This window comes from Synechococcus sp. WH 5701, from assembly GCF_000153045.1.
Classification (GTDB): domain Bacteria; phylum Cyanobacteriota; class Cyanobacteriia; order PCC-6307; family Cyanobiaceae; genus Regnicoccus_A; species Regnicoccus_A antarcticus.
Map to the genome: position 1 here is coordinate 1291304 of NZ_CH724159.1, position 25854 is coordinate 1317157.

34 protein-coding genes and 1 other RNA gene are annotated in these 25854 nt (G+C 67.6%); 14 read left to right on the plus strand and 21 right to left on the minus strand.

The window, feature by feature from the left end; all coding sequences use genetic code 11:
- Positions 1-13: 13 nt before the first annotated feature.
- Both ftsH and WH5701_RS07465 read left to right on the plus strand, forming a co-directional pair.
- Positions 14-1939: an ATP-dependent zinc metalloprotease FtsH gene (ftsH, locus tag WH5701_RS07460; protein WP_006171535.1), complete on the plus strand. Its 1926-nt coding sequence runs from the start codon at positions 14-16 to the stop codon at positions 1937-1939.
- A 122-nt stretch (positions 1940-2061) separates the two neighbouring features.
- The gene (locus WH5701_RS07465; protein ID WP_006171537.1) at positions 2062-2298 is read left to right on the plus strand and encodes a hypothetical protein; all 237 of its coding nucleotides are present in this window, start codon (positions 2062-2064) and stop codon (positions 2296-2298) included.
- A gap of 132 nt (positions 2299-2430) precedes the next feature.
- Here WH5701_RS07465 and clpP read toward each other — a convergent pair whose 3' ends face one another.
- On the minus strand, positions 2431-3021 hold the full coding sequence (gene clpP, locus WH5701_RS07470) for an ATP-dependent Clp endopeptidase proteolytic subunit ClpP (protein ID WP_006171539.1): 591 nt from the start codon (positions 3019-3021) through the stop codon (positions 2431-2433).
- A 107-nt stretch (positions 3022-3128) separates the two neighbouring features.
- Here clpP and psb29 point away from each other — a divergent pair, with 107 nt between their 5' ends.
- Positions 3129-3896: a photosystem II biogenesis protein Psp29 gene (psb29, locus tag WH5701_RS07475; RefSeq protein WP_255346395.1), complete on the plus strand. Its 768-nt coding sequence runs from the start codon at positions 3129-3131 to the stop codon at positions 3894-3896.
- A gap of 18 nt (positions 3897-3914) precedes the next feature.
- On the opposite strand, the gene WH5701_RS07480 is transcribed toward psb29, so the two are convergent.
- From WH5701_RS07480 to petN, 3 genes are all read right to left on the minus strand, one after another.
- Positions 3915-5420, minus strand: coding sequence for a hypothetical protein (locus WH5701_RS07480; RefSeq protein WP_006171542.1), 1506 nt, complete (start codon positions 5418-5420; stop codon positions 3915-3917).
- A gap of 264 nt (positions 5421-5684) precedes the next feature.
- Positions 5685-5858, minus strand: a complete 174-nt coding sequence (locus WH5701_RS18020; RefSeq protein WP_006171544.1) for a hypothetical protein — start codon at positions 5856-5858, stop codon at positions 5685-5687.
- A gap of 27 nt (positions 5859-5885) precedes the next feature.
- Positions 5886-5987, minus strand: coding sequence for a cytochrome b6-f complex subunit PetN (gene petN, locus WH5701_RS07485; protein WP_037980694.1), 102 nt, complete (start codon positions 5985-5987; stop codon positions 5886-5888).
- Between the two features lie 67 nt (positions 5988-6054).
- Here petN and clpS point away from each other — a divergent pair, with 67 nt between their 5' ends.
- The gene (gene clpS, locus WH5701_RS07490; protein ID WP_006171546.1) at positions 6055-6345 is read left to right on the plus strand and encodes an ATP-dependent Clp protease adapter ClpS; all 291 of its coding nucleotides are present in this window, start codon (positions 6055-6057) and stop codon (positions 6343-6345) included.
- Positions 6346-6390: 45 nt separating this feature from the next.
- On the opposite strand, the gene WH5701_RS07495 is transcribed toward clpS, so the two are convergent.
- Positions 6391-6621, minus strand: a complete 231-nt coding sequence (locus WH5701_RS07495) for a hypothetical protein (protein WP_006171548.1) — start codon at positions 6619-6621, stop codon at positions 6391-6393.
- Positions 6622-6690: 69 nt separating this feature from the next.
- Between WH5701_RS07495 and WH5701_RS07500 the strand changes: the two genes are divergently transcribed.
- Complete coding sequence (locus WH5701_RS07500) at positions 6691-6972, plus strand: DUF2103 domain-containing protein (protein ID WP_006171550.1); 282 nt, start codon at positions 6691-6693, stop codon at positions 6970-6972.
- A gap of 2 nt (positions 6973-6974) precedes the next feature.
- Here WH5701_RS07500 and ssrS read toward each other — a convergent pair.
- From ssrS to WH5701_RS07510, 3 genes are all read right to left on the minus strand, one after another.
- Positions 6975-7156: non-coding RNA, 6S RNA (ssrS, locus tag WH5701_RS16780), on the minus strand.
- Between the two features lie 6 nt (positions 7157-7162).
- On the minus strand, positions 7163-8413 hold the full coding sequence (locus WH5701_RS07505) for a 5-(carboxyamino)imidazole ribonucleotide synthase (protein ID WP_006171551.1): 1251 nt from the start codon (positions 8411-8413) through the stop codon (positions 7163-7165).
- Between the two features lie 87 nt (positions 8414-8500).
- Positions 8501-9424, minus strand: coding sequence for a carbohydrate ABC transporter permease (locus tag WH5701_RS07510; RefSeq protein ID WP_050751398.1), 924 nt, complete (start codon positions 9422-9424; stop codon positions 8501-8503).
- Positions 9425-9445: 21 nt separating this feature from the next.
- On the opposite strand from WH5701_RS07510, the gene recQ reads away from it, so the two are divergent.
- Both recQ and aroB read left to right on the plus strand, forming a co-directional pair.
- Positions 9446-11290, plus strand: coding sequence for a DNA helicase RecQ (recQ, locus tag WH5701_RS07515; RefSeq protein WP_050751399.1), 1845 nt, complete (start codon positions 9446-9448; stop codon positions 11288-11290).
- A 32-nt stretch (positions 11291-11322) separates the two neighbouring features.
- Positions 11323-12438 carry a 3-dehydroquinate synthase gene (aroB, locus tag WH5701_RS07520; RefSeq protein WP_006171555.1) on the plus strand — a complete coding sequence of 372 codons (1116 nt, stop codon included), beginning with the start codon at positions 11323-11325 and terminating at the stop codon, positions 12436-12438.
- 17 nt (positions 12439-12455) lie between these two features.
- On the opposite strand, the gene WH5701_RS07525 is transcribed toward aroB, so the two are convergent.
- Positions 12456-12719, minus strand: a complete 264-nt coding sequence (locus WH5701_RS07525) for a hypothetical protein (RefSeq protein WP_006171556.1) — start codon at positions 12717-12719, stop codon at positions 12456-12458.
- Between the two features lie 41 nt (positions 12720-12760).
- Between WH5701_RS07525 and WH5701_RS07530 the strand changes: the two genes are divergently transcribed.
- Both WH5701_RS07530 and WH5701_RS07535 read left to right on the plus strand, forming a co-directional pair.
- Positions 12761-13426 (plus strand): Fe2+-dependent dioxygenase, encoded by a 666-nt coding sequence (locus WH5701_RS07530; RefSeq protein ID WP_006171558.1) that lies wholly within the window; start codon positions 12761-12763, stop codon positions 13424-13426.
- Positions 13427-13482: 56 nt separating this feature from the next.
- On the plus strand, positions 13483-13698 hold the full coding sequence (locus WH5701_RS07535) for a Nif11-like leader peptide family natural product precursor (protein ID WP_006171559.1): 216 nt from the start codon (positions 13483-13485) through the stop codon (positions 13696-13698).
- Between the two features lie 216 nt (positions 13699-13914).
- Here the strand turns inward: WH5701_RS07535 and WH5701_RS07540 are convergent, their stop codons facing one another.
- The 11 genes from WH5701_RS07540 to WH5701_RS07590 all read right to left on the minus strand — a co-directional run bounded on the left by WH5701_RS07540 (position 13915) and on the right by WH5701_RS07590 (position 21648).
- Complete coding sequence (locus WH5701_RS07540) at positions 13915-14523, minus strand: DOMON-like domain-containing protein (RefSeq protein ID WP_006171561.1); 609 nt, start codon at positions 14521-14523, stop codon at positions 13915-13917.
- Positions 14520-15653 carry a phosphotransferase enzyme family protein gene (locus WH5701_RS07545; protein ID WP_037979776.1) on the minus strand — a complete coding sequence of 378 codons (1134 nt, stop codon included), beginning with the start codon at positions 15651-15653 and terminating at the stop codon, positions 14520-14522. The genes WH5701_RS07540 and WH5701_RS07545 overlap by 4 nt, the downstream gene beginning before the upstream one ends.
- The gene (locus WH5701_RS07550; RefSeq protein WP_006171565.1) at positions 15646-15927 is read right to left on the minus strand and encodes a hypothetical protein; all 282 of its coding nucleotides are present in this window, start codon (positions 15925-15927) and stop codon (positions 15646-15648) included. The genes WH5701_RS07545 and WH5701_RS07550 overlap by 8 nt, the downstream gene beginning before the upstream one ends.
- Before the next feature lie 46 nt (positions 15928-15973).
- Positions 15974-16231 carry a hypothetical protein gene (locus tag WH5701_RS07555; RefSeq protein ID WP_006171566.1) on the minus strand — a complete coding sequence of 86 codons (258 nt, stop codon included), beginning with the start codon at positions 16229-16231 and terminating at the stop codon, positions 15974-15976.
- 20 nt (positions 16232-16251) lie between these two features.
- Positions 16252-17289, minus strand: a complete 1038-nt coding sequence (locus WH5701_RS07560; RefSeq protein WP_071934230.1) for a lytic transglycosylase domain-containing protein — start codon at positions 17287-17289, stop codon at positions 16252-16254.
- Between the two features lie 62 nt (positions 17290-17351).
- On the minus strand, positions 17352-18041 hold the full coding sequence (locus WH5701_RS07565; RefSeq protein ID WP_006171571.1) for a VIT family protein: 690 nt from the start codon (positions 18039-18041) through the stop codon (positions 17352-17354).
- 44 nt (positions 18042-18085) lie between these two features.
- Positions 18086-18874: an ABC transporter permease gene (locus WH5701_RS07570; protein ID WP_006171573.1), complete on the minus strand. Its 789-nt coding sequence runs from the start codon at positions 18872-18874 to the stop codon at positions 18086-18088.
- Complete coding sequence (locus WH5701_RS07575; protein ID WP_006171574.1) at positions 18874-19662, minus strand: ABC-2 family transporter protein; 789 nt, start codon at positions 19660-19662, stop codon at positions 18874-18876. The genes WH5701_RS07570 and WH5701_RS07575 overlap by 1 nt, the downstream gene beginning before the upstream one ends.
- The gene (locus WH5701_RS07580; protein WP_037980704.1) at positions 19659-20636 is read right to left on the minus strand and encodes an ATP-binding cassette domain-containing protein; all 978 of its coding nucleotides are present in this window, start codon (positions 20634-20636) and stop codon (positions 19659-19661) included. The genes WH5701_RS07575 and WH5701_RS07580 overlap by 4 nt, the downstream gene beginning before the upstream one ends.
- A gap of 54 nt (positions 20637-20690) precedes the next feature.
- Positions 20691-21122 (minus strand): hypothetical protein, encoded by a 432-nt coding sequence (locus WH5701_RS07585; RefSeq protein ID WP_006171585.1) that lies wholly within the window; start codon positions 21120-21122, stop codon positions 20691-20693.
- A 19-nt stretch (positions 21123-21141) separates the two neighbouring features.
- A complete protein-coding gene (locus tag WH5701_RS07590; protein WP_006171587.1) occupies positions 21142-21648 on the minus strand; it encodes a pentapeptide repeat-containing protein in 507 nt (168 codons plus the stop codon).
- 51 nt (positions 21649-21699) lie between these two features.
- Between WH5701_RS07590 and WH5701_RS07595 the strand changes: the two genes are divergently transcribed.
- Complete coding sequence (locus WH5701_RS07595) at positions 21700-22110, plus strand: YraN family protein (RefSeq protein ID WP_006171589.1); 411 nt, start codon at positions 21700-21702, stop codon at positions 22108-22110.
- Here the strand turns inward: WH5701_RS07595 and WH5701_RS07600 are convergent.
- Positions 22095-22442 carry a hypothetical protein gene (locus WH5701_RS07600; protein ID WP_006171590.1) on the minus strand — a complete coding sequence of 116 codons (348 nt, stop codon included), beginning with the start codon at positions 22440-22442 and terminating at the stop codon, positions 22095-22097. The two genes, WH5701_RS07595 and WH5701_RS07600, sit on opposite strands and share 16 nt — an antisense overlap.
- An 85-nt stretch (positions 22443-22527) precedes the next feature.
- On the opposite strand from WH5701_RS07600, the gene rsmA reads away from it, so the two are divergent.
- The 4 genes from rsmA to WH5701_RS07620 all read left to right on the plus strand — a co-directional run bounded on the left by rsmA (position 22528) and on the right by WH5701_RS07620 (position 25853).
- On the plus strand, positions 22528-23388 hold the full coding sequence (rsmA, locus tag WH5701_RS07605; RefSeq protein ID WP_006171591.1) for a 16S rRNA (adenine(1518)-N(6)/adenine(1519)-N(6))-dimethyltransferase RsmA: 861 nt from the start codon (positions 22528-22530) through the stop codon (positions 23386-23388).
- Entirely contained in the window at positions 23381-24391 is a 1011-nt protein-coding gene (gene ispE / locus WH5701_RS07610; protein ID WP_006171592.1) for a 4-(cytidine 5'-diphospho)-2-C-methyl-D-erythritol kinase, read from the plus strand. Before rsmA ends, ispE begins: the two co-directional genes overlap by 8 nt.
- The gene (locus WH5701_RS07615; RefSeq protein WP_006171593.1) at positions 24388-24702 is read left to right on the plus strand and encodes a DUF3082 domain-containing protein; all 315 of its coding nucleotides are present in this window, start codon (positions 24388-24390) and stop codon (positions 24700-24702) included. Before ispE ends, WH5701_RS07615 begins: the two co-directional genes overlap by 4 nt.
- Before the next feature lie 167 nt (positions 24703-24869).
- Complete coding sequence (locus WH5701_RS07620; RefSeq protein ID WP_006171595.1) at positions 24870-25853, plus strand: pyruvate dehydrogenase complex E1 component subunit beta; 984 nt, start codon at positions 24870-24872, stop codon at positions 25851-25853.
- The last annotated feature ends 1 nt before the right edge of the window (position 25854 follow it).

Here is a 25854-nt window from a genome sequence, read left to right on the forward strand (position 1 = left end):
ATTCCCCTCAGCCATGAATCAGCGCTGGCGTCTGTTCGCTCTCTGGCTGCTCCCGCTCGGAGTGGCCCTTTTCCTTGGCTGGCAGGTGCTGGGGAACGGCGGCGCCAGCCGGTTCACCCCTGAGGGACGCACCGACACGGTGGCTCCGCGCAATGCGGCGGTGGCGCGGATGAGCTACGGCCGTTTCCTCGACTACATCGAGGCCGGACGGGTCACGGCAGTCGACATCTTCGATGGGGGCCGCAGTGCCGTGATCGAAGCGGTGGATCCCGATCTTGACAACCGTGTGCAGCGCCTGCGGGTCGATCTGCCAGGGCTTGCCCCCGAGCTGATCAACAACCTCAAGGCCCAGGGCATCAGCTTCGACATCCACCCTCCCCGCACGACCCCACCGGCTCTGGGGATCCTCGGCAATCTGCTCTTCCCACTGCTGCTGATCGGCTCGCTGATCTTCCTGGCCCGTCGGTCTTCGTCGATGCCCGGTGGACCTGGCCAGGCCATGCAGTTCGGCAAGACCAAGGCCCGTTTCGCCATGGAGGCTGAAACCGGCGTCATGTTCGATGACGTGGCCGGCGTGGAGGAGGCCAAAGAAGATCTCGAGGAAGTGGTCACCTTCTTGAAGCAGCCCGAACGCTTCACGTCCGTGGGCGCCAAGATTCCCAAGGGTGTGCTGCTGGTGGGACCTCCCGGCACCGGCAAGACCCTGCTGGCCAAGGCCATCGCCGGTGAAGCTGGTGTTCCCTTCTTCTCCCTCTCCGGTTCTGAATTCGTCGAGATGTTCGTGGGTGTCGGCGCCAGCCGCGTGCGCGATCTGTTCAAGCGGGCCAAGGAAAACAGCCCCTGCCTGATCTTCATCGATGAGATCGATGCGGTGGGACGTCAGCGTGGAGCCGGCATCGGCGGCGGTAACGACGAGCGGGAGCAGACCCTCAACCAGCTGCTGACCGAGATGGACGGCTTCGAGGGCAACAGCGGCATTATCATCATCGCCGCCACCAACAGGCCAGACGTGCTCGATTCGGCGCTGATGCGTCCGGGCCGTTTCGATCGTCAGGTGAGCGTCGACGCTCCCGACATCAAGGGACGGCTCTCGATTCTCAAGGTCCACTCCCGCAACAAGAAGCTTGCCGAGGACGTGTCCCTCGAGGCCGTCGCCCGCCGAACCCCTGGGTTCACCGGCGCCGACCTGGCCAATCTTCTCAACGAGGCGGCCATCCTCACAGCGCGCCGCCGCAAGGAAGCCACCACGCTGGCCGAGATTGATGACGCTGTCGATCGGGTGATCGCCGGCATGGAAGGAAAACCCCTCACCGACGGCCGCAGCAAGCGCCTGATTGCTTACCACGAAGTGGGCCATGCCCTGGTGGGCACCCTGGTCAAAGACCACGATCCTGTCCAGAAGGTCACCCTCGTCCCCCGCGGCCAGGCCCAAGGACTCACCTGGTTCGCCCCGGATGAGGAGCAGATGCTCGTGAGCCGTGCCCAGCTCAAGGCCCGCATCATGGGAGCCCTCGGCGGACGGGTCGCGGAAGACGTGGTCTTTGGCCACGCCGAGGTCACCACCGGAGCCGGTGGTGACATTCAGCAGGTGGCGAGCATGGCCCGCCAGATGGTGACCCGCTTCGGGATGAGCGATCTTGGGCCGGTATCGCTGGAGGCCGGCAATCAGGAGGTCTTCCTCGGGCGCGACCTGATTACCCGCAGTGATGTCTCCGATTCCATCTCCCGCCGGATCGACGAGCAGATCCGCAGCATCGTCGACCTCTGCTACCGCGACACCCAGGCCCTGGTGGCCAGCCACCGCGATTGCATGGACCGCCTCGTGGAGATGCTGATCGAGAAGGAAACCCTCGATGGCGATGAGTTCCGGGCGGTGGTGGCCGAGTTCACAACCATCCCTGAGAAGGACCGCTTCTCACCCCTGCTGCCTGCCGCCTGACCAAGCGGACGGGACAGGGTTGTTGGCGGGGGCGGGGCTACAGGCGGGGCCGAGTTCTTAACCGAACCTTCTCCCGCCCAGCTCGATCGAGTGTTTAGCCTGAATCATTACGCGTTCAGGTCTTGAGCAGCACCCGCTCTCCGATGGAGTCGTTCAGCGCCTACCACGGCGACGACTGGAGTCCGCAGCGGCTGGCCTTTCACCAGAATCTGGAGCGTTTCGCCGACCGCGTCGGGCTGATCGTTGGCCTTCAGAGCAATGGCAAGCTCAATCAGGATCAGGCATACGACGAGATACGCATGCTCTGGAAAGAACTCAAGGGCAGCAAGAACGGCCTGGAGATCTCCGACAGAGAATGAAGATCAACCAATGATTCTCATTCAAGGACTCAGTTCAAGCCTTTTTCACTGAGACGCTAAAAACCTGTAATTATTTCTATTTTTTATCGTGGCCTCAGCTTTCATGGCTGGGGCCACTCGCCTGGGCTCAGCTCAGACCGGCCGCACGGGGCGCTTTTCGATCACTTTGTCGATCAGTCCATAACTCACAGCTTCGGCCGGCGACATGAAAAAGTCGCGGTCGGTGTCGATCTGGATTCGATCCAGGGGCTGGCCGGTGCGATCGGAGAGCTCCCTGTTCAGCTTGTCCTTGAGGTAGAGGATTTCGTCCGCCTGAATGCGGATATCGCTGGCCTGCCCGCGGGCCCCACCCAGGGGCTGGTGAATCATGATGCGTGAATGGTGCAGGCTGCTGCGCTTGCCCTTGGCTCCTGCCGTGAGCAGAAAGGCGCCCATGCTGGCGGCCAGCCCCACACAGACGGTCTGCACGTCGGGCTTGATGTGCTGCATCGTGTCGAAGATGCCAAGGCCGTCGTAGACGGATCCACCGGGGGAGTTGATGTAGAGAAAAATATCTTTCTCAGGATCTTCCGCCTCCAGAAAAAGCAGCTGGGCCACCACCCGATTGGCGGATTCTGCGGTCACCGGTTCGCCCAGAAAGATGATCCGTTCGCGCAGCAGCCTGGAGTAGATATCAAAGGCGCGCTCACCCCGGCCCGAATCCTCAATCACGATCGGGATCATCGGCAACGGCAAAGCAACTCGGTCGATCCTACCGAGGACGGCGCGCCCGCCGCCCGATCGGCTCGGGGGGGTGCAGCGCTAAGGTCCATTCATTCGAGCGGATGAGTGTGAGCGCCTGCCTCACCGTTGCTGACAGCAAGCGTGCCTTCCACGCAGCCTTTCCCTACGTGATCGGTCCTCTGTACCGGCGCATGGTCGATGAGCTGCTCGTCGAGTTGCATCTGCTCAGCCGGCAGAGCGGATTTCACAGCGACGGCCTGTTTGCCGTGGGCCTCACCCAGGTTTTTGATGGCTTTGCCAAGGGCTACCGGCCCCAGCAGCAGAGTGAGCCCCTCTTCGCCGCCCTCTGCGCCTCGTCGGGCTTCGATGCCCAGCAGATTCGCGCGCAGCACGCCGCCGCCGTGAAGGCGGTGGGGGAGCACAGCCTCGATGAGGTGAAGCAGTGGCTGGCCCAGCGGGGCCAGGGTGCGCCTGAACCGATCGCCGGGGTACTTGCCGGCATCGACAGGGCTGACTTCCACTACTCGCGCCTGTTCGCCGTAGGGCTGCTCAGCTTGCTGCAGCATGCCCGCGGCGCCGAAGCCGTGGAGCCCCAGGCTCTCCGGCAGGCCGCCCATGAGATCGGCGAATCCATGGGTCTGATGAAGGAGCGGGTCGACAAGGACCTGACCCTTTACGCCAGCACCCTTGAGAAGATGGCCCAGGCCGTCGAGCTGATGGAGGAGACCCTGGCGGCCGAACGTCGCCGGCGCGAACGGCAGGCCCGGGAGAGCAAGGTCACCCCTGACAGCAGCACTGTCACCAGCAACGCTGGAGAAACCGAAGCCACCGTGGCGCCGGAACCGAACCCTCCAGCCGCGCCCCAGGGGGGCTGACCAGTCAACGGCCAGTCGTTAACGCCCGACAGGCTTGTCAGATCCAGAGTGGGCCTCTGAGGCTGCTTGAGGGGCTTGGGCAGGTTGGGCCGTGGCCGCAGGTGGCGGAGTGGGAGCCTCCAGCATCAGAGAGCCCCACAGCCACGACAACCCCGCATCGCCACCAGGAGAGGCACCTGGCTTGGGGGCTGCCGCAGGAGCCGACAGGATTTCCAGCTGGGTGGAGCGCCGGGCCACCGCCGGCAGGTCAGGGGGCAGCAGCCCAAGGGCGGCGAGGGCATCTGGTCTGGCCCGCAGGCTGAGCCCACCGCCCGCCGGAGGCGTGGCCGCCGCGAAGCGCTCAGCGCCGGGCAGAGCTGCGCCAAGCACGAACAACAACTCCGGGGCGCCACCGGAGGCCGGCACCACCCAGCGCCAGCCTCCCAGGGGGGTTCCGTCATCGCGCAGCCAGAGACTGCTGGGCAATTTGACCTGTACAGCGGTGGCCGACGTTGCCGGCCCGGCGCTCGAAGGGGAGCGCTGGTCGCTCAGGCCCTGGCGCTCCAGGGCCTGGCTCAGGGCCGACAACCAGCGGGTCCAGCCGGAACGCTCCTGACCCACCGCCAGTTGCAACTCCAGCGACGCCAGGAATGGGCCCTTGGGCTGGGGTCTGAGGCGCAGAAGGAACGGGGTGCTCTGCAGGCGCTCCAGGGCGGCCTGGTCGAGGCCGTAGCGGTCCATCAGCGGTTGCCGGATCACAGCATTGCTGAGCAGAGCGTCGAGGAGCTGATCCAGCCGGGCCCCGGTGACCTCCAGAAGCAGATCGGCAGGCAGGGGCTCGCCGCGGCTTGGGGCGGGCTCCGGCGGCAGCGATGGGGCAGGAGCCACCGAATCGGGCTTGGCGCTGGCCTCCCCCTGCCAGCTGAGGCCGTCGGCCTCCGCACTCACCGTGAGACAGCCCTGCTGGAAGCGCTGCAGCAGCGGGGCGAGATCACCGGAGATCTGAGCCAGGGCGAGCTTGGTCCAGACCACCGCCTGGCGGCTGCGCAACAGGTTGACGCAGCGTTGCTCCAGGCCCCGGGGCGGCCGGGAGGTGCGGCGCAGTTGCTGCTGCAGCGTCTGGTGAGACAGGGGATCGGGAGCGATCACCACCAGATCGTCCACCCGCACGGCACGGGCCGGCAGAGCAGCGCTGGCCTGGGGGCCGAACAGCCGGCCCGGCACCACCAGGTGGGCCGACCCTTCCCGCCCCCAGAACTGCCACCAGGTCCCGCGCTGGCGTGCCCAGAGCCGGGCAGCCGGCTCTGGGCCCAGACGCTCCTGCCAGAGCAGCGGCACCGGCCTGGCATCACCCGACTGGAAGCTCTGAACCAGGGTGGCCACGCCCACCACCCGCTCCAGCCCCTCGGCGTTGGAGCGGGGAAAGCGGTGGAGCTGGCTGGCCGGAGCCAACACCAGCAGAGCGATCACCGTCGAGGTGATCGGCAGGGGCCCCAGACGGGGGGCAGGCGGCAGACCCTTCCAGCGCGGCAGGGAGAGGGTCATGGTTGGGGTGAGGTCATGGCGTACAGCGTGGTGCGTCGCCTTACCGGGCCGCCCAGGTCGTTGCATTCCCAGCGCAGGGCTTTGCTGGCGCCATCGAGGCCCAGTTTCAACCAGCCGAGATTGAGCCGTGAGCACCAGCATCTCGCTGCGGTCGAGCTGGTTTCTGTCCCAGGACCGTTGCGGCTCCACCAGGGTGAGCAGATGGACGACCCGGTCGGGGCCAGTCCTGGGTCGAGGCGGCCAGGGGTTCTGGACGTGCTGAGGTCACCGTCGCCCGGAGGACAGGCGACCCGAGGGCAGCCGTGAGGGCCGCTTGGCCCGGCGTCGGTCACGCCATTCGACCGCGGAAAGGTAGATCACCCCGACCGTGACGAAAACCAGCAACACCGAGGCGGTCAGTGCCAGGACATTGGTGCTGGAGAGGAAAAAGTGAGGCATCCGGGTGTGGAGTGGGCCCTGGGGCGATCAGAAATTGATCGTGCCGTCGCCGTTGCGGCCCCAGACCACCATGGCAATCGAGAAGCTGAACAGGGCAGCCAGGGAAGCCCAGGCGAAGGTGATGAGCATGAGATCGCCCAAGCAACGGTGATCCTGACTTTACCTAAGATGAGGCGGCCTCAAACGCAGTCCATCGATGGCAGCTCCGGGAGTCCAGACGATCCCGGCGGGGATCCGGCAACGCCAGCGCTATCCCCATCTCCGGGTCGTTGTGCTCGACGACGACGTCAACACCTTCCAGCACGTGGTGAATTGCCTGGTGCGCTATTTGCCGGGCATGGGACCCGACCGGGCCTGGGAACTGGCCCATCAGATCGACTCCCAGGGTTCTGCCGTGGTCTGGAGCGGGCCGCAGGAGCAGGCCGAGCTTTACCACCAGCAACTCAGCCAGGAGGGCCTGACGATGGCACCTCTGGAGCGGGAGTGATCCCCACGGGACAGTGGAGACACAAGCGCCGCTTAACAAGAGGGTTCAGGCCAGGCCCATGAGGGCATTGTCCTGAGGACAGACGCTGAGCTCGAGCAGGTTGCGCACCTGCAGTGTCAGGGCACCCCCATCGAACACATAGCTGAACACCCGTCCAGAGCAGACCGCCAGGCCACGCACCTGGCGCCGCAGGGGCTGAGCCAGGGTGAGTACCTCAACGGCTTCGCCAAGCTGGCGGCTGAGCTCAAGACTGAGCGATGCGCGTGTGAGGACCACCGTGAGTCGGCGTAGGGCTTCATCGTCCTAGCGGGCCTGCCTAGGGTTGGCCAACGGAGAGAAATACCCATGGGCCGGGTGGTGATCACCCACAGCACCTACGTGGAAGGCCTGATCCCGGTGCTCAAGGTCCTGGCCCGGGACGAGGGCATCGACACGATCACCCCGGCCGTGATCAGTCGTGTCAAGGGACACAGCCCACGCCTGCGCCTGCGGGTGTCGGTTCCGATCAACGGGGGCTACAAGCTGCTGGCCCGTCGCGGCAGCTCGGCCCAGGAGGTGTTCGTGCTGACCACCTGGTCAAGGGAGCAGCTCCAGGAACGCCTGGAGCTGCTCTGTCTCGAGGGTTAAGAGGGTGAACCGCTGTGCCGTCTTGCCCCAGTGTTCGACCTGGTAGTACCAGAGGAGCAGTCAAAGCGGGGCTTCGTTTCCGGCAACGAGGCCGGTGTACGTCACCGTCGCGACAGACCACCCACGTCGAAGAGGGAGTCAGATCAGAAACTGTGAAAGGCAGTCACCAACACAGCAGTCCGAGGAAACTCTAAGGGGTACGGGCTGGTGGCAGTGGCCAGATTGCCCGGACCTCAGCCAGCCTCAGGGCTGCCTCCCTGGCCCGCTCAGCCGCACCTGAGGCCTTGAGCTCCAGGGTGATGTGACCCAGCTTGCGCCCGGGCCGGGCCAGACGTTTGCCATACCAGTGCAGGTGGGCGGCTGGAAGGGTCTCCAGGGCCTGGCGTTGCCTGGCGTAGGCCGCCGTGGAGGTCTCGAAACCCAGCAGGTTCACCATCAACGCGCCGCTCAGCGTCATGGAGTTGTCCCCGAGGGGCTGTCCCGAGACGATGCGCACCTGCTGGGCGAACTGGCTGGTGCGACACGCTTCGATCGTGTAGTGGCCGGAGTTGTGCGTGCGCGGGGCGAGCTCGTTGATCAGGAGGCCCGTGCGTCCGTAGAAAAACTCGATCGAGAGCACACCGACGTAATCGAGGGCTGCCAGCAGCGAGGCCGCCACGTTGCGGGCGCGGGCCTCCACCGCCTGGCTGGCGGCAGCTGGTGCAAGCACCCAGTCGCAGACCTGATCATGCTGGTGCGTCTCCACCAGGGGGTAGCACTGAACCGCCCCGAGGTGATCGCGGCAGGCCACCAGCGCCAGCTCCTGCTCGAAAGCCACGAACTCCTCCAGCAGCCACAGGCTGGGATCCACCGCCTCGATCAGGGCCTCCAGTTCCGCCTGGCTGCGGATCACCCGGGTGCCGCGGCCGTCGTACCCCCCCCGTACCGCCTTGGCCATCAACGGGAAGTCAAACCCCTGCGGAAGCTGGGGCGGCAGGGGCAGCTCTGGCTCAGCCGCTTCGCCGGCAGGCTCCTCGGCCCCGGCCAACGGCGCATCCTCCAGCTCGGCCGCCGCCGGCGGAGTCAGCAGCTGCTCCAACGGGAACCAGCGCGGCGAGGGGAGGTGCAACCGCTCCAGCAGCTGGCGCTGACGGCGCTTGCAGACCAGATCCGCCAGGGACTCCAGCCGGGGGATGAAGACCACGCCCTCCTGCTCCAGCGCCGCAAGGGCCGCAAGGTCAAGCCATTCGTTCTCGAAACTGATCGCCGACGCCCTCTCGGCCAGACGACGGGAGGCCGCCAGATCGGCCAACGGCGCCCGCACCACGCTGGTGGCCAGCCGTGCGGCGGGATCGGAGAGCTCCGGAGTCTGAACATGCAGCTCCACACCCTGCTTCCTGGCGGCCGCGGCAAGCATCCAGGCCAGTTGGCCGCCCCCCACCACGCCGATACTGCCGCCCATCGCTGACCTCCCCGACCACGCGGCGCCAGGGCCACGCGCCAATTCAGAAGCTTGCCATTCCCTCGCCCACCCCCCCCTTGGGCCGCCTCAGCTGAAGCCCTTCTCGCCCACCGCCAGGAAGCGCAGCAGGCTGAAGATCAGCACGATCAGAAACAGGGCCAGACCCACCGTGCAGGCGTAGCTGATCTCCAGCTCAGAGAAGGCCTGGTCGTAGACGTAATAGACGAGGGTGCGGGTGGAATCGGCCGGCCCCCCCTGGGTCATCAGATACACCTCCTCGAACACCTTGGTGGCGGCGATGGCGGAGATCACCCCCACCAGGGTGATGTAGGGCCGAAGCAACGGCAGGGTGATGTCGAGATGGCGCCGCCAGCCCTCGCTGCCATCGAGAGCGGCGGCTTCGTAGAGCTCCGGCGAGATGCCCTGGAGGCCCGAGAGAAAGATCACCATGTAGTAGCCCAGGCCCTTCCAGAGGGTCACGAGCATCACCGCCGGCAGCGCCAGCCAGGGGGTGGTGAGGAAACCGATCGGCGTGAAGGCCTCTCCAAGCCAGGCCGCCAGCCAGCCGTTGATCAGGCCATTTTCGGCATACAGCCAACGGAAGGCGATGGCCGCCACCACGATCGAGACCAGCACCGGGGTGTAGAAGGCGGCACGGAAGAGGTGGATGCCGGGCAGCTGGCGGTTCACCAGGACGGCCAGGGCGAGGGATCCCAGGACGATCGGCGGCACCACTCCGATCAGATAGAGGAAGGTGGTGCCCAGCACCTGCAGGAACACCGGATCGGCCAGCAGCCGCCGGATGTTGGCCAGGCCGATGAAGCGCAGCGGTTCGCTCACATCAAGACCGGTGGCGGTGAAGCTGATCACCAGGGCCATCGCGGCCGGAACCAGCACCGAAACACTCAGCAGCAGCAGCGCCGGCGTCAGAAAGCCCCAGGCCGTGGCGCTGCGCCCCCACCAGGCCAAGCGGCGACGGGGCGACGGTGAGGCAGCGGGGGAACCATCCATGGGGCCATTGTGGGACGCACCATGACGAGAGCCAGGGTCGTGCAGAGCAGCTTTGGCGGCAGCGACCCGCTGCGGGTGCTGCGGGAGGTGTTCGGCTACGACCGGTTCCGTGGTCCCCAGGAGGAGATCGTGCGGCACGTGATCGCCGGCGGCTCCGGTCTGGTGCTGATGCCCACCGGTGGCGGCAAATCGCTCTGCTATCAGGTGCCCGCCCTGTGCCGGGAGGGCCTGGCGGTGGTGGTCTCGCCCCTGATCGCTCTGATGGACGATCAGGTGCTGGCCCTGCGCCAGGCGGGGGTGAGGGCGGCGGCCCTGCACTCCGGCCTCTCGAGCGAAGCCGTCAGCGTCCTCTGGCGCAGCCTGCTGCGGGGCGAGCTGGATCTGCTCTACGTCTCACCGGAGCGGCTGCTGGGCGGAGATCTGCTCGAGCGGCTGCAGGAGAGGCCCCTGGCCCTGTTCGCGATCGATGAGGCCCACTGCGTCTCCCAGTGGGGCCACGACTTCCGCCCCGAGTATCTGCAGCTGGAGGCCCTGGCCCAGCGCTTCCCGCAGGTTCCCCGGCTGGCCCTCACCGCCACAGCCGATCCACGCACCCGGGGCGAGATCATCGAACGCCTGGCTCTCGAGCAGGGGCGGGTGTTTCTGGCCAGCTTCGATCGGCCCAACATCCGTTACCTGCTGCGGCCCAAGCAGGAGGCCAAGGAGCAGCTGCTGGCCTTCCTGGAGGAGTTCCGGGGCGAAGCCGGCATCGTCTACGCCCGCTCCCGCAGCCGGGTGGACAGCTTCGCCGCCCTGCTGCAGGCCGCCGGCCATGGGGCGGTGGGCTATCACGCTGGCATGGACGCGAGCCAGCGCTCCAGCGCCCTCAGCCGCTTCCGCAACGACAGTGGCGTGGTGGTGGTGGCCACGATCGCCTTCGGCATGGGCATCGACAAACCGGATGTGCGTTTCGTCGCCCATCTGGATCTGCCCAAGAGCCTGGAGGCCTACTACCAGGAAACTGGCCGGGCGGGACGCGACGGCCTTCCGGCCACTGCCTGGATGGTGCACGGGCCGGGGGATGTGCCCCAGCTGCGGCGCTTCATCGAAGACTCCGAGGCCGACGCCGCCCAGAAGCGGATCGAGCACGGCAAGCTCGACGCCCTGGTGGGCTTCACCGAGGCACCGGGCTGCCGCCGCCAGGTGCTGCTGGCCCATCTGGGCGAAACGCTGGCTGAGCCCTGCGGCAACTGCGACCGCTGCCTCGAGCCCCAGGTTCTGGAGGACCGGACGGTGGCGGCCCAGAAGGCACTCTCGGCGGTGTGGCGCACGGGCCAGCGCTTCGGCGCCGCCCACCTCACTGATGTGCTGCTGGGTGCTGACACCGCCCGGGTGCGATCCCTCGGCCACCACAGCCTGAGTGTGTACGGCATCGGCAAGGAGCTGAACCGCGAGCAGTGGCGCACCCTGCTGCGTCAGCTCACCAGCCAGGGCTGGCTGGAGCCGGTGCCCGAGGGCCGCGGCGGGTTGCGCTGGGGGGAGGAGGCGCGGGTCAGGAGCCTGCTGCGGGGAGACCTGAAGCTGGAGCTGCCCGCTGCCCCACCTCGCCAGGAGCGCAGGCGGGCTGCAGCAGCCGCCGCCGCCGCTGAACCTGAAGCCGATGCCAGTCTGATGACGGCGCTCAAGGACTGGCGCCGGGCCCAGGCCCGTGAGCAGGGGGTGCCCCCCTACGTGGTGTTCCACGACCGCACCCTGGCGGAGCTGGCGGCGCGGCGTCCGGTGCGCCTGGCCGACCTGGGGCAGGTGAGCGGCATCGGCGCCGCCAAGCTGGACCGCTACGGCGAGGCGGTGCTGGCGGTGATCGAGGGCTGGCAAGCCCAGACCTAGCCTGACCAGCCTGCCTGCCGCACCGGCCGAAGATGATCCCGCCCCTTTCGATCGAGGTGGCCCTCAGCAGCCAGCCGTACTCGGTGCTGATCGGCAAGGGCAGCCTCGATCAGCTCGGCCCGCTGATCCGCTCCAGCGGAGTGGCGGCCGCCACCAAGGTGCTGGTGGTGACCAACCCGGTGGTGGAGGGCTTCTATGGCCCCAGGGCCCTCGCGAGCCTGCGCTGTGCGGAGCTGGAGCCCAGCCTGCTGGTGCTGGACGCGGGGGAGGATCAGAAAACACCCGCCAGCGTGGCTCTGATCCATGACGCGGCCCAGGCCCGGCGGCTGGAGCGGAGCTCTCTGATCGTGGCCTTAGGCGGAGGGGTGGTGGGCGACATGGCGGGCTTCGCCGCCGCCACCTGGTTGCGCGGGATCGCGGTGGTGCAGGTGCCCACCACCCTGCTGGCGATGGTGGATGCCTCCATCGGCGGCAAAACCGGGGTGAACCACCCCGGCGGCAAGAACCTGATCGGGGCCTTCCACCAGCCCAGGCTGGTGCTGATCGACCCAAGCACCCTGGTCACGCTGCCGGAGCGGGAATTCCGGGCGGGGATGGCCGAGGTGATCAAGTACGGCGTGATCGGTGATCCCGAGTTGTTCAGCGAGCTGGAGGCCGCCGCCGACCTCTCCAGCCTGGAGGCGGTGGGCGACAGCCTGCTGCAACGGCTGCTGGAGCGCTCCGCGGCGGCCAAGGCCCGCGTGGTGGCCGCCGATGAACGGGAAGGGGGCTTGCGCGCCATCCTCAACTACGGCCACACCCTCGGCCACGTGGTGGAGACCCTCTGCGGCTACGGCACCTACCTGCATGGAGAGGCAGTGGCGCTGGGGATGGTGGCAGCTGGTGAGCTTGCGGTGGCCATGGGCCTCTGGAGCCCGGCCGAGCAGCAACGGCAGTGCGCCCTGATCGCCAAGGCCGGCCTGCCATTGCAGCTGCCACCCCTTGATCCAGAGGCGGTGCTGCTCACCCTTCAGAGCGACAAAAAAGTGAGGAGCGGCCTGGTGCGCTTCGTGCTGCCCAACGCCATCGGCGAGGTGCAGATCCGCAACGACGTGGGGGCTGATCAGATCCTTGAGCTGCTCAGCACACGTGGCGGCGAGCCGGGCTGAGCAGGTGGGCCCCGGCTTCAGCCTTCGCCCCCTTCTCCACCCTCGCCCCCCTCTCCACCGTCCTCGGGCTTCATGCCGTCATGGTTCATGCCGTCGTGGGAGCCCGACTTCTCCTCCGTGCTGGAGGACTCAGCGCCGGGGCTGCTCATCGCCGGCTTTTCCATCGCCGGCTTCTCCATCGCCGGAGAGCTGGGCTTGGGGGTCTGGCTCTGGCCGCAACCGGCCACACCGGCGGCCAGACCAGCCGTGGCCAGGAACAGAGCGAGGCTGGAGCGGTTCATGGGCCGTGACGTTGCAATCCGGCCATTGTTCACCATCCACCATGCGCTTCGTTCTCGAACCTCTTCTCCAGCCCCACCAGGTGGAGGACTGGTGCTTGGCCCTGAGCAGCGAGCACGCCAGCTGGCGCCCTGGGGCTGAAACGGCGGGCTGGCATGCCCGCTCCGTCAAGCGCAACCACCAGCTGGAGCGCGGCAGCCCGTTGCACGCCCAGCTGGCGGAGCAGCTGCAGAGCGCTCTGCTGGCCCACCCCCTGCTGCTGGCCGCCGCGCTGCCGGTGAGTATTCACGGCGTGCTGTTCAGCCGCAGCACCAGGGGCGAGGGCTACGGAAGCCATGTCGACAATGCCTACATGGCCGGCGGCCGCTCCGACCTCTCCTTCACCCTGTTCCTCAGTGATCCAGACACCTACAGCGGCGGCGAGCTGGTGCTCGAGGGCCCGGCGGACGAGGAAGCGCTGCGCTGCCCGGCAGGCCATGCCCTGGTGTACCCCAGCACCCAGTTGCACCGGGTGGAGCCGGTGCGGGATGGGCAGCGCCTGGTGGCGGTGGGATGGATCCAGAGCCGGGTGCGCCGGGCCGATCAGCGGGAGCTGCTGTTCGAGCTCGACACAGCCCGGCGGGCGATCTTCAAGCGCGACGGCAAGGACGAGGTCTTCGATCTGATCAGCCGCAGCTACACCAACCTGCTGCGTCAGTGGGGGGAGTGAGCCCTGCTCCCCAGGGGGAGCCATGCTGGGGAGCCATCGCGCTCGGCCCGCCCGCCATGTCCCAGGAGCAACTCAGGGCCTTCCTCGCCAGGGTTCAGGACGATGGGGAGCTCAGGCGCCAGGTGCTGGGGTCCTCCACCGCCGATGACGTGGCCAGGATCGCCACATCCCTGGGCTTCGATGTCTCCGGAGACGAACTGCTGCGGGCCTCCGGCAAACGCATCGGCAAGGTGACGATCACCAAGCAGGATATGCCCGGCGAATACAACTGAAGGTCACTTTTGATTACTAAAACGGTATCAATTCTGACAAATTATTGAATCGGAATTGATCATCAGTCTAGATGGAATGTTGAATCAAGATGTTATGGTCAACCCATGTGCGAAGATGTCCCTGGATCGGCATGTCACGATGACGATGCCTTCGGGCAGGAGCCTGGGGTGGTGGTTCACTCTGGGCTCTTCCACCCACCAACACAATCCGGCGACTCAAAGGCGCAGCACCAGCCCATCGCGCCGGTGAAAGTCGGCTTCATTGCCTGGGTGGGCCACGGCCCAGTAGCTGAGCTGCCCCTGGCGTTGCTCGATCACCGCACAGACCCCAGCCTCAAGGGCTGAAGGGGCGGAGCGAAGGTCATCCGGCAGCGCCCAGGCCAGCTCCAGCTCGATCGAGCCGGGCACTGGCTTGAACTCGAAGGGCAACGCCTGCAGGGAGGGCTCGTTCTCCATCCCCTGGCGGTAGCTGCTGAAGCGGTAAACGTTCCAGTGGCCAGCCGGTGAAAGGTTCACTTCCCAGTAAACCGGCTGCGCCTCCGCGGCCAGGAAGAGCTCGAAACAGGTGCTGAGCCAGAGATCATCGCGGCGCTCGGGCCAGGGTGAGGGCTCAGCCAGCACCACCGACTCAGGATCGCCGCCGAGGCGCAAGCGCAGCTCCAGGGTCCCGCCCCTGCGGCGGATCTGCCCGGTCAGCTCCAGGCCAGTTCCGGGAACGGCAGGACCGGGAGTGATCGGGCCAGGCGGCACATCTGCGGATTGAAAGGGTTGCAGGACAAACGACTGCCAGGCCGTCTCAGGCTGCTCTGAGCTGGGTGCCTTCACCGGATCGCCGCCACAACGGCCTCAATGGCGGCCTCCTGCCGCTCGATGCTCTCGGTGAGCTGGAACTGAACCCTGGCCCGCAGCAGGTTATGACCTCTGTAGCGGGTCTTGAAGTAGACATCCCCGGCGAGATGATCCGTGAGGAAGCGCAACCCCAACTCGAAGCTGATCAGGCGAATCGCCACAACGATGTGGTCGTAGTCGGCGGGGGTGAGAAAGGAGCTGGCCACGCTGCCGTATCCCCCAAGCAACGCCTCACAGAGCCTCACATCGAAGTGAACAGCCCTCCAGTCGGCGGCGTCCTCGCCCAGGGGATTGCAGGCCGAGCGCAGGCAGTCGCCAATGTCGTAGTGCACCAGACCTGGTTTGACGGTGTCGAGATCGACGAGGGCGACGGCATGATCGCCCTCCAGGTCGAGCATGACGTTGTTGATCTTCGGATCGCCGTGGATCGGTCGCTGGTGCAGGATCCCGGCCGCCTTGGCCTGCTCGAGCACCGGCACCAGGGAGCGGCGCTGCTCCACGAAGGCCAGGCAGTCGCTGAGCTCTGGGTCTGTGGAGGATCCGAGCCTGGCGAGCACCTGATCGAATTGACGCAGATAGCTGGGGGTGATGTGGAACCCCTCCAGGGTGTCGGCCAGGCTCTCCACCGGCAGATCACTGATCAGCCGGTGGAACATGCCCAGGCCGAAGCCGATTTCACGGGCATGGCCGCTGTGGCCGATCCGCTCCAGCGATTGAGCCCGCTCCACATAGCCCAGAGCTCGCCAGAAGCTGGAGCCTTCCCACACCCAGGGGCAGCCATCGGCGCGGGCCTGGTACACCCGAGGCACCTCCCAGCGACGCCCCGCCAGCTCCCTGGGGGGCTCGAGCAGCCGTCTGGCCACATGATTGCTGAAGGCCACCAGGTTGCCCATCACCAGTTCGGGGCTGGTGAACACCTTGGTGTTCACCCGTTGCAGCACAGCGGCTGGCCGGGCCAGTTCCCCCAGCCGCACCAGATAGGTGTCGTTGACATTGCCATGTCCCAGGGGTTCGATGCCGCTGACCGGGCCGCCGAGGTCGAAGCGCTCCGCGATCGCCGTGAGTGCGCCGCTGGCGTCGATCATGGGATGCGCCGGATCACTCATCGGCGGGAATCAGCACGGTGGTCTGCAGGCTGTCGGTGCCGAGGTGGTCGGTGATCACCCAGATGCACAGCCCCTGCCCCAGGTTGTAAACGCTGCGCAGCCGGCCGCATTGGTGGTAGGCCGCCAGGGTGTTGGCCCTGGCATCACGAGCATCGACCTCGCCCCAGTCGCCGCGGCGGTGACGGGCCACCAGGCGCTGCAGCGTTTCCAGATCCAGCCATTCCCGCACCTGTGGACAGACGTGCACGGGGCCGAGCACCAAACGAGCGCTCATCCGACCAGCCCGCCACAGCAAAGGCGGCTACAGCTTGAGCCGATCTTCAAGGGCGGCCGGCATCGGGCGCGGACGCGGATGCCCCCGCCAGGCTCGGCATCACCGCGCTGATCTGACCCACCCCGAGGGCCAGCACCAGGAAGCAGACAACCAACGCCGTGAGGCTGCTCAACGACACCGCCAGGGACTCGACCTCGCTCGCCGCCGAGGACTTCACCACCACTGCCATTGGAATGCCTGCGCTCCCGAAGCCCACCCTGATCGAGAAGCCCCGGCCGGGGATCAAGTCGACAAGCTCCTTCACTCGTTCGGATCATGGCTGCCTCAGCCGCCACGGTTGGCGGCCGGCGGGGCGCTGGCGGGGAAACGCTGGAGGTAAAGGGCCACCGGGATGGGTTTGGTCTGGGCGTAGCCCACGGGCAGCCAGAGGTCCCCGGCATTGGAGGCAAAGTGGATTTCCCAGTGATAGAGGCCCGTGTAAGCGGCAGGATCCTCGCGCAGCAGAGCGGCGTAGTGGAGGACGGCCTTGCCGTAGTAGTCGCTGTTGTTGTACCCCCAGAGCCCCTTGCGAATGTCCTTCAACCCGCCCCGGCGCACCAGGTAGCGAGCGGCGGCGTGGATGGCATCGTGGGGATCGCGGATATCCCCCTTGCCGACACCGGGCTGGGCCCAGGTGGTGGGCAGGAACTGCATCGGCCCGCGGGCGTCAGCAACGGAAACCCCATCGATGCGGCCCATTCCCGTTTCCACCAGGTTGACGGCTGCCAGCACTTCCCAGTCGATGCCGGTGGCCGCCGCGGCGCTGCGGTAGTAGCGCAGCAGATTCTCCGCCGGCTCCGGTGCCACGATCCTCCAGGCCGGCAGGGTGGCACTGCCCGGGCCGCGGCGCCGCATGGAGAGGAAGGCACGGCGGGCGCCCAGGTGATGGTCCAGCACGGGTTGCCAGCGGCCAGGAAGGCGGCGCCGCACCTCCTGGGCCTGGCCCTCTCGAACCGCCAGCACCCGCAGGATCACCTGGTGCTGGTGGCCCAGAGCCGGCAACGACTCCGCCGGGGTATCGGGCGAGCGCAGGGCTTCCTCGAGAGACACCAGCAGCTCAGCCACGGCCTGGGGATCGCTGGGAACGACCGGATAGTGGCGGCCATCGGCCGCCAGGGGCAGGCTCGGCTCCGAGGGCAGCAGCACCGTGACTGGAGCCGTGGGCGGCTCTGGAGCTGGAGTTGGAGCTGGCGGAGACGGTGCTTCCACCGCCGACAGGAGAAGACCAGGCTGCCTCGGTCCGAAGGCCGCTGCTGCGCTCATCACCAGCAGCGGCAGACCCACCAGAGCGAGCAGAGACCAACGACGGTGGGACGCTGTCATGAAGGGATCCTGGGGCTGGTCGCAGGCAGGACGTTATCGGTGTCCGCGCCGATCTGAGTCGCTCAGGGGGAGACCCCCAGCAGGGAGCCGATCAGGGCCGTGGCCCCCATCGCCAGCGCCCCCCAGATGGTGACTCGCAGGATGCCGGTGCTCAGCCTGGCGCCACCGGCCCTGGCGGAGATTCCACCCAGCACCCCCAGGAACAGCAGCGAGGTGAGCGAGACCACCACCGTGATGCGGGAGGCGGGCAGGAGAGCGGCTGTGCCCAGGGGAAGCGCTGCCCCGATCGAGAACATCACCGCCGAGGTGAGGGCCGCCTGAACCGGCCGAGCTGCCAGGGCATCGGTGATGCCCAGCTCATCACGGGCATGGGCGCCCAGGGCATCGTGGCGGGTGAGCTGCAGCGCCACCTCATGGGCCAGGGCGGGCTCAAGGCCCCGATGCACGTAGATGCCGGTGAGCTCGGCCAGTTCCGCCGCCGCGTCATCGGCAAGCTCCTGGCGCTCCCGGGCCAGGTCGGCCTGCTCGGTGTCGGCCTGGGAGCTGACCGAAACGTATTCACCGGCCGCCATCGACATCGCTCCGGCCACCAGGCCGGCCGCTCCGGCCAACATGATCGCGCCGTGGTCGGCCTCAGCCGCCGCCACCCCCACCAGCAGGCTGGCGGTGGAGACAATGCCGTCATTGGCCCCCAGCACCGCAGCCCGCAGCCAGCCCACCCGGGACGTGCGGTGCTGCTCCTGATGGCGCATCCAGTGACCGTGGTGCCAACCGTCTCGCTGCTGTGCCATCGCTGTCAACTGGACGCCGAGGTGTAGTAGCGCAGGGCATGGCGCCACAAGCCACGGCTGAGGGCCAGGGACAGCACAGCCATCCCAAGGCTGGCCAGCACCCAGGGCAGGGTGGCGCGGCCCAGGATGGCTTCGGCCGGCACGGTGGTGAGGAAGGCCACGGGCAGCACCAGGGTGAACAGGGTGCGCAGAGCTGGGGGATAGGCGCTGACAGGAAAGCGGCCGGCCACCAGGGTGCTGCGCAACACCTCGGTGGCGTTCCAGACCTTCACGAACCAGATGCTGGCGGCTGCCAGCACGAACCAGAGGCTGTAGAGAATCAGGCCGCTGCAGAGCAGCAGCAGGGTGGTGCCCAGCAGGGTGAGAAGCGATGGAGTGGCCCCCGCCCGTCCCGCCGCCAGCACGATCAGGACCAGTCCGGCCAGCACGCCTGGCAGGCCCCAGGGGGAGAAGCTGCGGGCCGAGAGCCAGAACTGACTGTCGATCGGCTTGAGCAGCACGAAATCGAGGCTGCCGGTGCGCACATGGTCCACGATCGCCCCCAGGTTGGGCTGAAGCAGGGTGCTGGCGAAGCCGTCGAGCAGGGTGTAGATCCCCAGCACCACCAGGGCCTCATCCCAGCTCCAGCCGCCTAGGCCATGGCCGCGGCCGTAGAACAACGCCAGCACCACCACGCTGCCGGCCAGGTTGCCCAGCACCGAGAGCAGTTCGATCAACGCGTTGGCCGGATATTCCAGCTCCATCGCCAGAGCCGACGCCCAGAACGCTCTCAGGGTGCGCGCATAGCGCCCCATCAGGCCCCCATCGCCGCATAACGCCGCAGTCCGGCGCGCCAGAGCAGCAGAAAGAGGGGCAACAGCAGGGCCATCCAGGCGGCCATCGTCGCCAGCCCTCCGAGCAGGTCCACGTCGCCGCCGGAGAGCAGCCGGGCCGGAAAGTCGACCATCGAAGGGAAGGGGGTGGCCTGCGCCAGGCGGCGCAGCCCGGGGGGAAAGGCCTCCAGAGGCGCCACCAGCCCGGAGAGGAACAGGTAAGGGATCAGCAGCAGGCGCTCCAGGGCCGCCGCCCGCTCACTCCAGAAGCAGGCCATGGTGATCACCGACTGCAGCAGGAAGCGCAGCAGAAAGGCCAGGTGGATCACCAGCAGGCCCAGCAGCCAGGTGGAGGGCGGCGGCCAGCCGCTTGCCCCCGCCCCCAGCAGCCAGACCGCCAGCACGATCGCCAGCACGAAGGGCACCCGCGTGGCCTGCTCGGCGATGTGGGCGGCCAGGTAGCGCCAGAAGGGGTGCAGCGGTTGCAGCAGGTAGGGGGAGAGGCGCCCCTGCAGAGAGTCCTCCTCGAAGACATGGATCACCCACACCACCGTGAACTGACGCACGACGAAGGCCGCTAGGAAGTAGCGGTTCAGAGCCGCCGGGCTGAGGCTGAGATCAGCGGCTGCTCCGGCACCGCTCCAGAGCGCCAGCATGATCAGCGGCAGGAGGCCGGAGAGGGCCCAGAGCGCGATCTCGGCGCGGTACTCGAGCATGTAGGCGTACTGGACCGAGAGCAGCACCCGCGCCAGCCGCAGCGTGCGTTTCATCCCACCGCGCCCTCACGGAAGAGGCGGCCGATGATCTCCTCCACCGGCGGATCGTTCACCTCCAGATCGAGCACGGGAAAGGTGGAAAGCAGCCGGGAGACGGTGGCCGTGAGCTGATCCCGTGACACCAGCAGGCGCACCCGGTGGCCGGCCAGATACTCGAGCTCGCCGTAGCCACGGAAGGCCTCGGGCGGGTAGATCTCCCCCAGGTCGCAGCAGACCTCCCGGTAAGGGGCGAGCTGCTGGGTCAGCTCCTGCAGGCTGCCGTCGTAGAAGAGCTGGCCCTGGTGGATCAGCAGCACCCGCTGGCAGAGGGCGGTGATGTCGCCCATGTAGTGGCTGGTGAGCAGCACGGTGGCGCCGGTGCGTCGGTTGTAGTCGGCGAGGAACTCCCGCACCCGCGCCTGGGCATTCACATCCAGCCCGAGGGTGGGTTCATCGAGGAAGAGCACGGAGGGGCGATGCAGCAGAGCCGCCAGCAACTCGGCCTTCATGCGCTGGCCAAGGGAGAGCTTGCGCACCGGCCGACGCAGCTCCTCCCCCAGCTCCAGCATCTCGGCCAGCTCGTCGATGCGGCGACGGGCTTCGGCCTCGCCGATGCCGTAGACCGCCGCATTGACCCGCAGGGAATCGAGCGGGGGCAGGTCCCAGATCAGCTGCTGCTTCTGCCCCATCACCAGGGTGATCGTGCGCAGGAAGGCCGCCTGGCGGCGAAAGGGCCTGAAGCCCGCCACCTCCACGTCCCCGGCACTGGGCTCGATCAGGCCGGTGAGCATCTTGAGTGTGGTGGTCTTGCCGGCGCCATTGGCCCCCAGGAAGCCCACCACTTCGCCAGGCTCGATGCTGAAGCTGACGTCCCGCACCGCCGGAATGTCCTTGAGCCGGCGGGCGAAGAAATGGCGCAGGGTTCCGCCCAGACCAGGCTGCTTGTCGGCCACCCGGAAGCTCTTGCCGAGCCCGCGGGCCTGGATGATCGGCATCTCAGACCGCCCCCTGCCCCGAAGCGACGGGGGGTCCTCCGCAGCCGCTCAATCGTCTTCCTCGCCTTCCAGAAGAAGGGAATGGAAAGCTGTGTAGAGATCGGCGTGCTCGGCCGCCAGGCGAGGGTCGGCCCGGGGTGGGGTGCTGCGACCAGGCCCTGATCGCCGGCCGGGCTGGGACTGGGTGGCTGGGGCTGCTGACTGGCCGGCCGGAGCACGGCGCTCGCTGGCCTCCTGGGCGGAGCGGTTCGCCTCGAGGCCGCGCAGACGCTCCATCAGGTGGGGCGGAACAGTGCCGTCGGGGCTCACCTGCATCAGCTCGCGAAAGAGCTGCTCAGGGTCACGCTCCAGCTCCACCTGGTGACGTTGCTCGCTGGCCCTGGGCTTGGCGCTGACGGGCGGCGTCGGTGCTGGCAGGGGCTGGGGCAGCTGACGGCCGAGCTGGCGAAGGCGCTCGAGGCTGTGGGCGTCGAAGCTCATGGCAGCAGGAGCGTTGGGGTCAGGAACAGCCGAGGGTGTCGCGGGTGACACGGCCCGTGACGGGGTTGGTGCCGCTGGCGATGGCGCACAGGGAAGTGAGCACATCCCCGCGCAGGGGCACATTGGTGAAGTCAGCCCCCTCGATCGCCACGTCCACGAACTTGGTGTTGAACGCGAAGGCATCTTCAAGCACGGCCTCCCGCAGGTCGGTACCCTCGAGCACCGCCGAGTCCAGGGTTGCCTCGCGCAGGTCGACGCCGTGCATGTCGGCGTCCTGGAGCTTGGCGCCGAACAGGCTGGCGTTGCGCATGTCGGCGCCGGAGAGATTGGCGTCGCGCAGGTTGGTGAGATTGAACGTGACACCGCGCAGGTCGGCGTCGTGGAAATCAGCGCCGATCAGCACCTGTTTGGCGTAGTCCATCGCAGCTGTGGCCGGAGCGGCAGGCAGCAACAACAGCAGCGCCAGCAGGCCACAACCCAGCCAGGCCACCAGGCCCGAGACCAGCGAACGCAGCGGGGCAGCCATGGCAGGGAAGGGACAGCAAGGGAACCCTAGGAAAAGCCGGTGATCAGACCCTTGACCCAGAGCAGAACGCAACGCGCCCGAAGCCGTAGCGCCCTGCCCGGGGCCTGGGCCGAGCAGCGCGCCTGGCGGCTGCTGCACCAGCGGGGCTGGCGGCTCCTCTCCAGCCGCTGGCGTTGCCGCTGGGGTGAGCTGGACCTGGTGGTGGCCAAACCGGGCCGGCTGCTGGTGGTGGAGGTGAAGGGCCGCCGTCGCTGCGGCGCCGATGGCTGGGGCGTGGCCGCCCTGGGAGTCGTCAAGCGCCGGCGGCTGGCCAGGGCCCTGAACTGCTGGCTGGCCGAGCATCCCGAGCAGGCCCAGCATCCCCTGGAGGTGGTCTGTGCCCTGGTGCCCCTGCCGCCGACGGGCGGTGCTGTGCGCTGGCTTCGCCTTGAGTCACTCGCGGCGGCTCAGGGGGACGACTGAGCTCCCGCTGGTCCCGGCAGCGGAGACGCCGGCTGGCTGAACTCCACGGTGCAGCGGTAGCGGTAGTTGCCCATGCCCACCGTCATCTCCTGGCAGCGGTGCCGGCCCGGGATGGCACCACGCGGCACCAGTTGCCGGGCCCGCTGCAGCGCATTGCCCCTGTCCCAGACGGAGTCGGCGCTGACGCTGCCCGAGCGGGCCGGCGCCACCCAGGCCAGGCAAGGCAGAGCAACTGCCACGCAGAGCAGCCACGGGGCCAGAGAAGGCCTCAGGCAGCGGACGGATCGGATCGAAAGGGTGCGGATCGAAGGGCTGATGAGGATGGGGGCCATTGCGACCTGGCAGGTCTCTGAACCAGAGATAGCCAGGGAACAGCCGCCCGGCCGGGCAATCTGGAAGGCCCGCCCAGTCACACCCATGTCATTCGGGGGCCACCACACCCGCAAGCGCTTCGGCCAGCACTGGCTGACCGATGCCGCCGTGCTGGAGCGGATCGTGGCGGCGGCGGAGCTGCAGCCGGGGGAGCGGGTGCTGGAAGTGGGCCCGGGCCGCGGAGCCCTCACGGAACGGCTCCTGGCCACAGCGCTGGGGGAGCTGCATGCCATCGAACTCGACCGTGACCTGGTGGCCGGCCTGCGCCAGCACTTCGCTGGCGATGAACGCTTCCAGCTGCTGGAGGGCGACGTGTTGCGCCTGAATCTTCCTCCGGCCGACAAGGTGGTCGCCAACATCCCCTACAACATCACCGGCCCACTGCTGGAGCGGCTGGTGGGCCGGCTCGACCGCCCCCTGGCCAGCCCCTACCGGCGCCTGGTGCTGCTCGTGCAGCAGGAGGTGGGCGAGCGCATCCGGGCGGTGGCCGGCAGCAGCGCCTTCAGCGCCCTGAGCGTGCGCCTGCAACTGCTGGCGCACTGCCGCTCGGTCTGCGCCGTGCCGCCGCGCTGCTTCCAGCCGTCACCGAAGGTGATGTCGGAGGTGATCGTGATCGATCCCCTGCCGCCATCGGAGAGGCTGGAGCCGGAGCTGGCCGGGCGGCTCGAGGGCCTGCTCAAGCGCTGCTTCGCGGCCCGCCGCAAGATGCTGCGCAATTCGCTGGCCGGGCTCTGGCCCGAGGACGAGCTGAGCGAACGGGCCGAGCGGGCGGGGGTCTCCCTCAGGCAGCGGCCCCAGGAACTCTCCCCCCAGCGCTGGGTGGAGCTGACCCGCCAGCTGTGCCCCAGACCACAGTTCCCGCGCGAGTCGAGCTCACCCATCCCCGAGAAAACCGCCCATGGTTGATCCGTTCTCAGCGAACACCCGCTCGGCCCCCCTGCTGGTTGAGGCCCCCGCCAAGATCAACCTGCATCTGGAAGTGCTCGGACTGCGGGCCGATGGCTTCCATGAGCTGGCGATGGTGATGCAAAGCGTCGATCTGGCCGATCGCCTGGCGATCCAGCCCCGAGACGATGGGGCGATCGTGCTGCACTGCCCAGGCAGCACGCTCCCCAGCGACGGCGGCAACCTGGTGGTGCGGGCTGCCGAGCGCCTGAGGGAGCACGCCGGCAGGCCGGAGCTGGGGGCCACGATGCAGCTGGAGAAGCGCATTCCCATCGGCGCCGGCCTGGCCGGCGGCTCCAGCGACGGGGCGGCGGCCCTGCTGGGCCTCAACCAGCTCTGGGGGCTCCAGCTCGACAACGGCAGCCTGCAGCAACTGGCGGCGGAGCTGGGCTCGGATGTGCCGTTCACTCTCTGCGGCGGCACCCAGCTCTGCTTCGGCCGCGGGGAGATCCTCGAGCCGGTGCCACTGCCCGAAGAAGGTCCCCGCGTCCTGGGGCCCCAGGGCCCCGAGGAGCTGGCGGTGCTGCTGATCAAGGACCCGGCCGCCAGTGTCTCCACCCCCTGGGCCTATGGCCGTTGCCGTGAGCTGCGGGGCGATTTCTATCTCGAACGCGAGAGCGACTTCGAACAACGGCGGCAGAGTCTGCGCGAGGGAGCGCTGCTGACGGCTCTGCATGGAGAGCGAGCCCTGCCGCCCCTGCGCAACGACCTGCAGGTGGTGGTGGAGCCGGAGCAGGAGAGCGTGCGGGCGGGGCTGAGACTGCTGCGCCAGACGATCGAGCCCCTGGCGGTGGCGATGAGCGGGTCAGGGCCCAGCCTGTTTGCCCTCTTCGCCGGGCTGGAGCGGGCCGAGGCGGCCCGGGAACAGCTGCGGGACGCCCTGGCCGACGGTGGTTTCGAGGCCTGGTGCTGCCGCTGCAGCAGCCGAGGGGCCAGGATCATCGAACCAGGCCAGGCCCCATGAGCACTCCGGAGCCCACCGAACCCCAACCGAGCCCCCCGCGCAAGGGTCCGCTCAGTTTTCTCTCCGGCGCCCTCACCAGTGCACTACTGGCCTGGGTCTGTCTGGGGCTGAGCCAGCGGGTGGTGGGTTGGTACAGCCTGCATCCGCCCCACTACAGCAAGGCCTTTGCCCAGAGCATCGGCACCGCCATGAAGACCCTGGTGGTGGGCATGAGCTTCCTGGCCACCTTCACCTTTGGCTTCGTTGCTCTGGGGCTGTTCCTTGTCTTCATTCGCAGCCTGCTGCCAGTCGGCGAGAGCGAGGCTTCCTAAGCTGTAAGTGCGCGCGTCAACGCCATGACTCCCCACGATCTCGGCCTGCTGGCCCTGCTGCTCTCCCCGGGCATGCTGCTCTCGGTGCTGCTGCTGGCCACCTTCGCCGCTGGCGGCTGAGATAAGTTGGCCGCTCCACCGGCACTCGCCGGGTTCGCACACCGTCCGTGGCCGAGACCCTTCTCTTCAACGCCCTGCGCGACGCCATCGACGAGGAGATGGCCCGCGATCCTTACGTGTGTGTGTTCGGGGAGGACGTCGGCCAGTACGGCGGGTCCTACAAAGTCACCAAAGACCTTTACGAGAAGTACGGTGAACTGCGGGTGCTGGACACCCCGATCGCCGAGAACAGTTTCACCGGCATGGCCGTCGGTGCCGCGATGACTGGCCTGCGCCCGATCGTGGAGGGCATGAACATGGGCTTCCTGCTGCTGGCCTTCAACCAGATCTCCAACAACATGGGGATGCTGCGCTACACCAGCGGCGGCAACTACACCATTCCAACGGTGGTGCGCGGCCCCGGAGGCGTAGGGCGGCAGCTGGGGGCTGAGCACAGCCAGCGCCTGGAGGCCTATTTCCACGCCGTGCCCGGCATCAAAATCGTGGCGGTGAGCACTCCCACCAATGCCAAGGGTCTGATGAAGGCCGCCATCCGCGACAACAACCCCGTGCTGTTTTTCGAGCACGTGTTGCTTTACAACCTCAGCGAGGAGATTCCCGAGGGGGATTACATCTGCTCCCTCGATCAGGCTGAAGTGGTGCGCGAGGGCAAGGACATCACAATCCTCACTTACTCGCGCATGCGCTACCACTGCCTCAAGGCGGTGGAGCAGCTCGAAGCCGATGGGGTGAGTGTCGAGCTGATTGATCTGATCAGCCTCAAGCCCTTCGACCTGGAGACCATCACCCGCTCGATCCGCAAGACCCACAAAGTGATGGTGGTGGAGGAATGCATGAAGACCGGCGGCATCGGCGCCGAACTTCTGGCCCTGATCACCGAGCACTGCTTCGACGATCTCGACGCCAGGCCCGTTCGCCTCTCCAGCCAGGACATCCCCACCCCCTACAACGGCGCCCTTGAAAATCTGACCATCATTCAGCCCCGGCAGATCGTCGAGGCCGCCCGCCAGCTCAAGGCGGGCACGATCTGAG

Bases quoted from the DNA above. Each gene is read 5' to 3' on its own strand.
- WH5701_RS07545 (WP_037979776.1), bottom strand. From the start codon at position 15,653: ATGAGTGATCCGGCGCATCCCATGATCGACGCCAGCGGCGCACTCACG.
- WH5701_RS07505 (WP_006171551.1), bottom strand. From the start codon at position 8,413: ATGGGCGGCAGTATCGGCGTGGTGGGGGGCGGCCAACTGGCCTGGATG.
- WH5701_RS07535 (WP_006171559.1), top strand. From the start codon at position 13,483: ATGTCCCAGGAGCAACTCAGGGCCTTCCTCGCCAGGGTTCAGGACGAT.
- WH5701_RS07575 (WP_006171574.1), bottom strand. From the start codon at position 19,662: ATGAAACGCACGCTGCGGCTGGCGCGGGTGCTGCTCTCGGTCCAGTAC.
- WH5701_RS07530 (WP_006171558.1), top strand. From the start codon at position 12,761: ATGCGCTTCGTTCTCGAACCTCTTCTCCAGCCCCACCAGGTGGAGGAC.
- WH5701_RS07560 (WP_071934230.1), bottom strand. From the start codon at position 17,289: ATGACAGCGTCCCACCGTCGTTGGTCTCTGCTCGCTCTGGTGGGTCTG.
- ispE (WP_006171592.1), top strand. From the start codon at position 23,381: ATGGTTGATCCGTTCTCAGCGAACACCCGCTCGGCCCCCCTGCTGGTT.
- WH5701_RS18020 (WP_006171544.1), bottom strand. From the start codon at position 5,858: ATGCCTCACTTTTTCCTCTCCAGCACCAATGTCCTGGCACTGACCGCC.
- WH5701_RS07500 (WP_006171550.1), top strand. From the start codon at position 6,691: ATGGGCCGGGTGGTGATCACCCACAGCACCTACGTGGAAGGCCTGATC.
- WH5701_RS07525 (WP_006171556.1), bottom strand. From the start codon at position 12,719: ATGAACCGCTCCAGCCTCGCTCTGTTCCTGGCCACGGCTGGTCTGGCC.
- WH5701_RS07510 (WP_050751398.1), bottom strand. From the start codon at position 9,424: ATGGATGGTTCCCCCGCTGCCTCACCGTCGCCCCGTCGCCGCTTGGCC.
- WH5701_RS07570 (WP_006171573.1), bottom strand. From the start codon at position 18,874: ATGGGGCGCTATGCGCGCACCCTGAGAGCGTTCTGGGCGTCGGCTCTG.
- petN (WP_037980694.1), bottom strand. From the start codon at position 5,987: ATGCTCATCACCTTCGCCTGGGCTTCCCTGGCTGCCCTGTTCAGCTTC.
- aroB (WP_006171555.1), top strand. From the start codon at position 11,323: ATGATCCCGCCCCTTTCGATCGAGGTGGCCCTCAGCAGCCAGCCGTAC.
- WH5701_RS07585 (WP_006171585.1), bottom strand. From the start codon at position 21,122: ATGAGCTTCGACGCCCACAGCCTCGAGCGCCTTCGCCAGCTCGGCCGT.
- WH5701_RS07480 (WP_006171542.1), bottom strand. From the start codon at position 5,420: ATGACCCTCTCCCTGCCGCGCTGGAAGGGTCTGCCGCCTGCCCCCCGT.
- ftsH (WP_006171535.1), top strand. From the start codon at position 14: ATGAATCAGCGCTGGCGTCTGTTCGCTCTCTGGCTGCTCCCGCTCGGA.
- WH5701_RS07565 (WP_006171571.1), bottom strand. From the start codon at position 18,041: ATGCGCCATCAGGAGCAGCACCGCACGTCCCGGGTGGGCTGGCTGCGG.
- WH5701_RS07590 (WP_006171587.1), bottom strand. From the start codon at position 21,648: ATGGCTGCCCCGCTGCGTTCGCTGGTCTCGGGCCTGGTGGCCTGGCTG.
- clpP (WP_006171539.1), bottom strand. From the start codon at position 3,021: ATGATCCCGATCGTGATTGAGGATTCGGGCCGGGGTGAGCGCGCCTTT.
- clpS (WP_006171546.1), top strand. From the start codon at position 6,055: ATGGCAGCTCCGGGAGTCCAGACGATCCCGGCGGGGATCCGGCAACGC.
- rsmA (WP_006171591.1), top strand. From the start codon at position 22,528: ATGTCATTCGGGGGCCACCACACCCGCAAGCGCTTCGGCCAGCACTGG.
- WH5701_RS07600 (WP_006171590.1), bottom strand. From the start codon at position 22,442: ATGGCCCCCATCCTCATCAGCCCTTCGATCCGCACCCTTTCGATCCGA.
- recQ (WP_050751399.1), top strand. From the start codon at position 9,446: ATGACGAGAGCCAGGGTCGTGCAGAGCAGCTTTGGCGGCAGCGACCCG.
- WH5701_RS07615 (WP_006171593.1), top strand. From the start codon at position 24,388: ATGAGCACTCCGGAGCCCACCGAACCCCAACCGAGCCCCCCGCGCAAG.
- WH5701_RS07550 (WP_006171565.1), bottom strand. From the start codon at position 15,927: ATGAGCGCTCGTTTGGTGCTCGGCCCCGTGCACGTCTGTCCACAGGTG.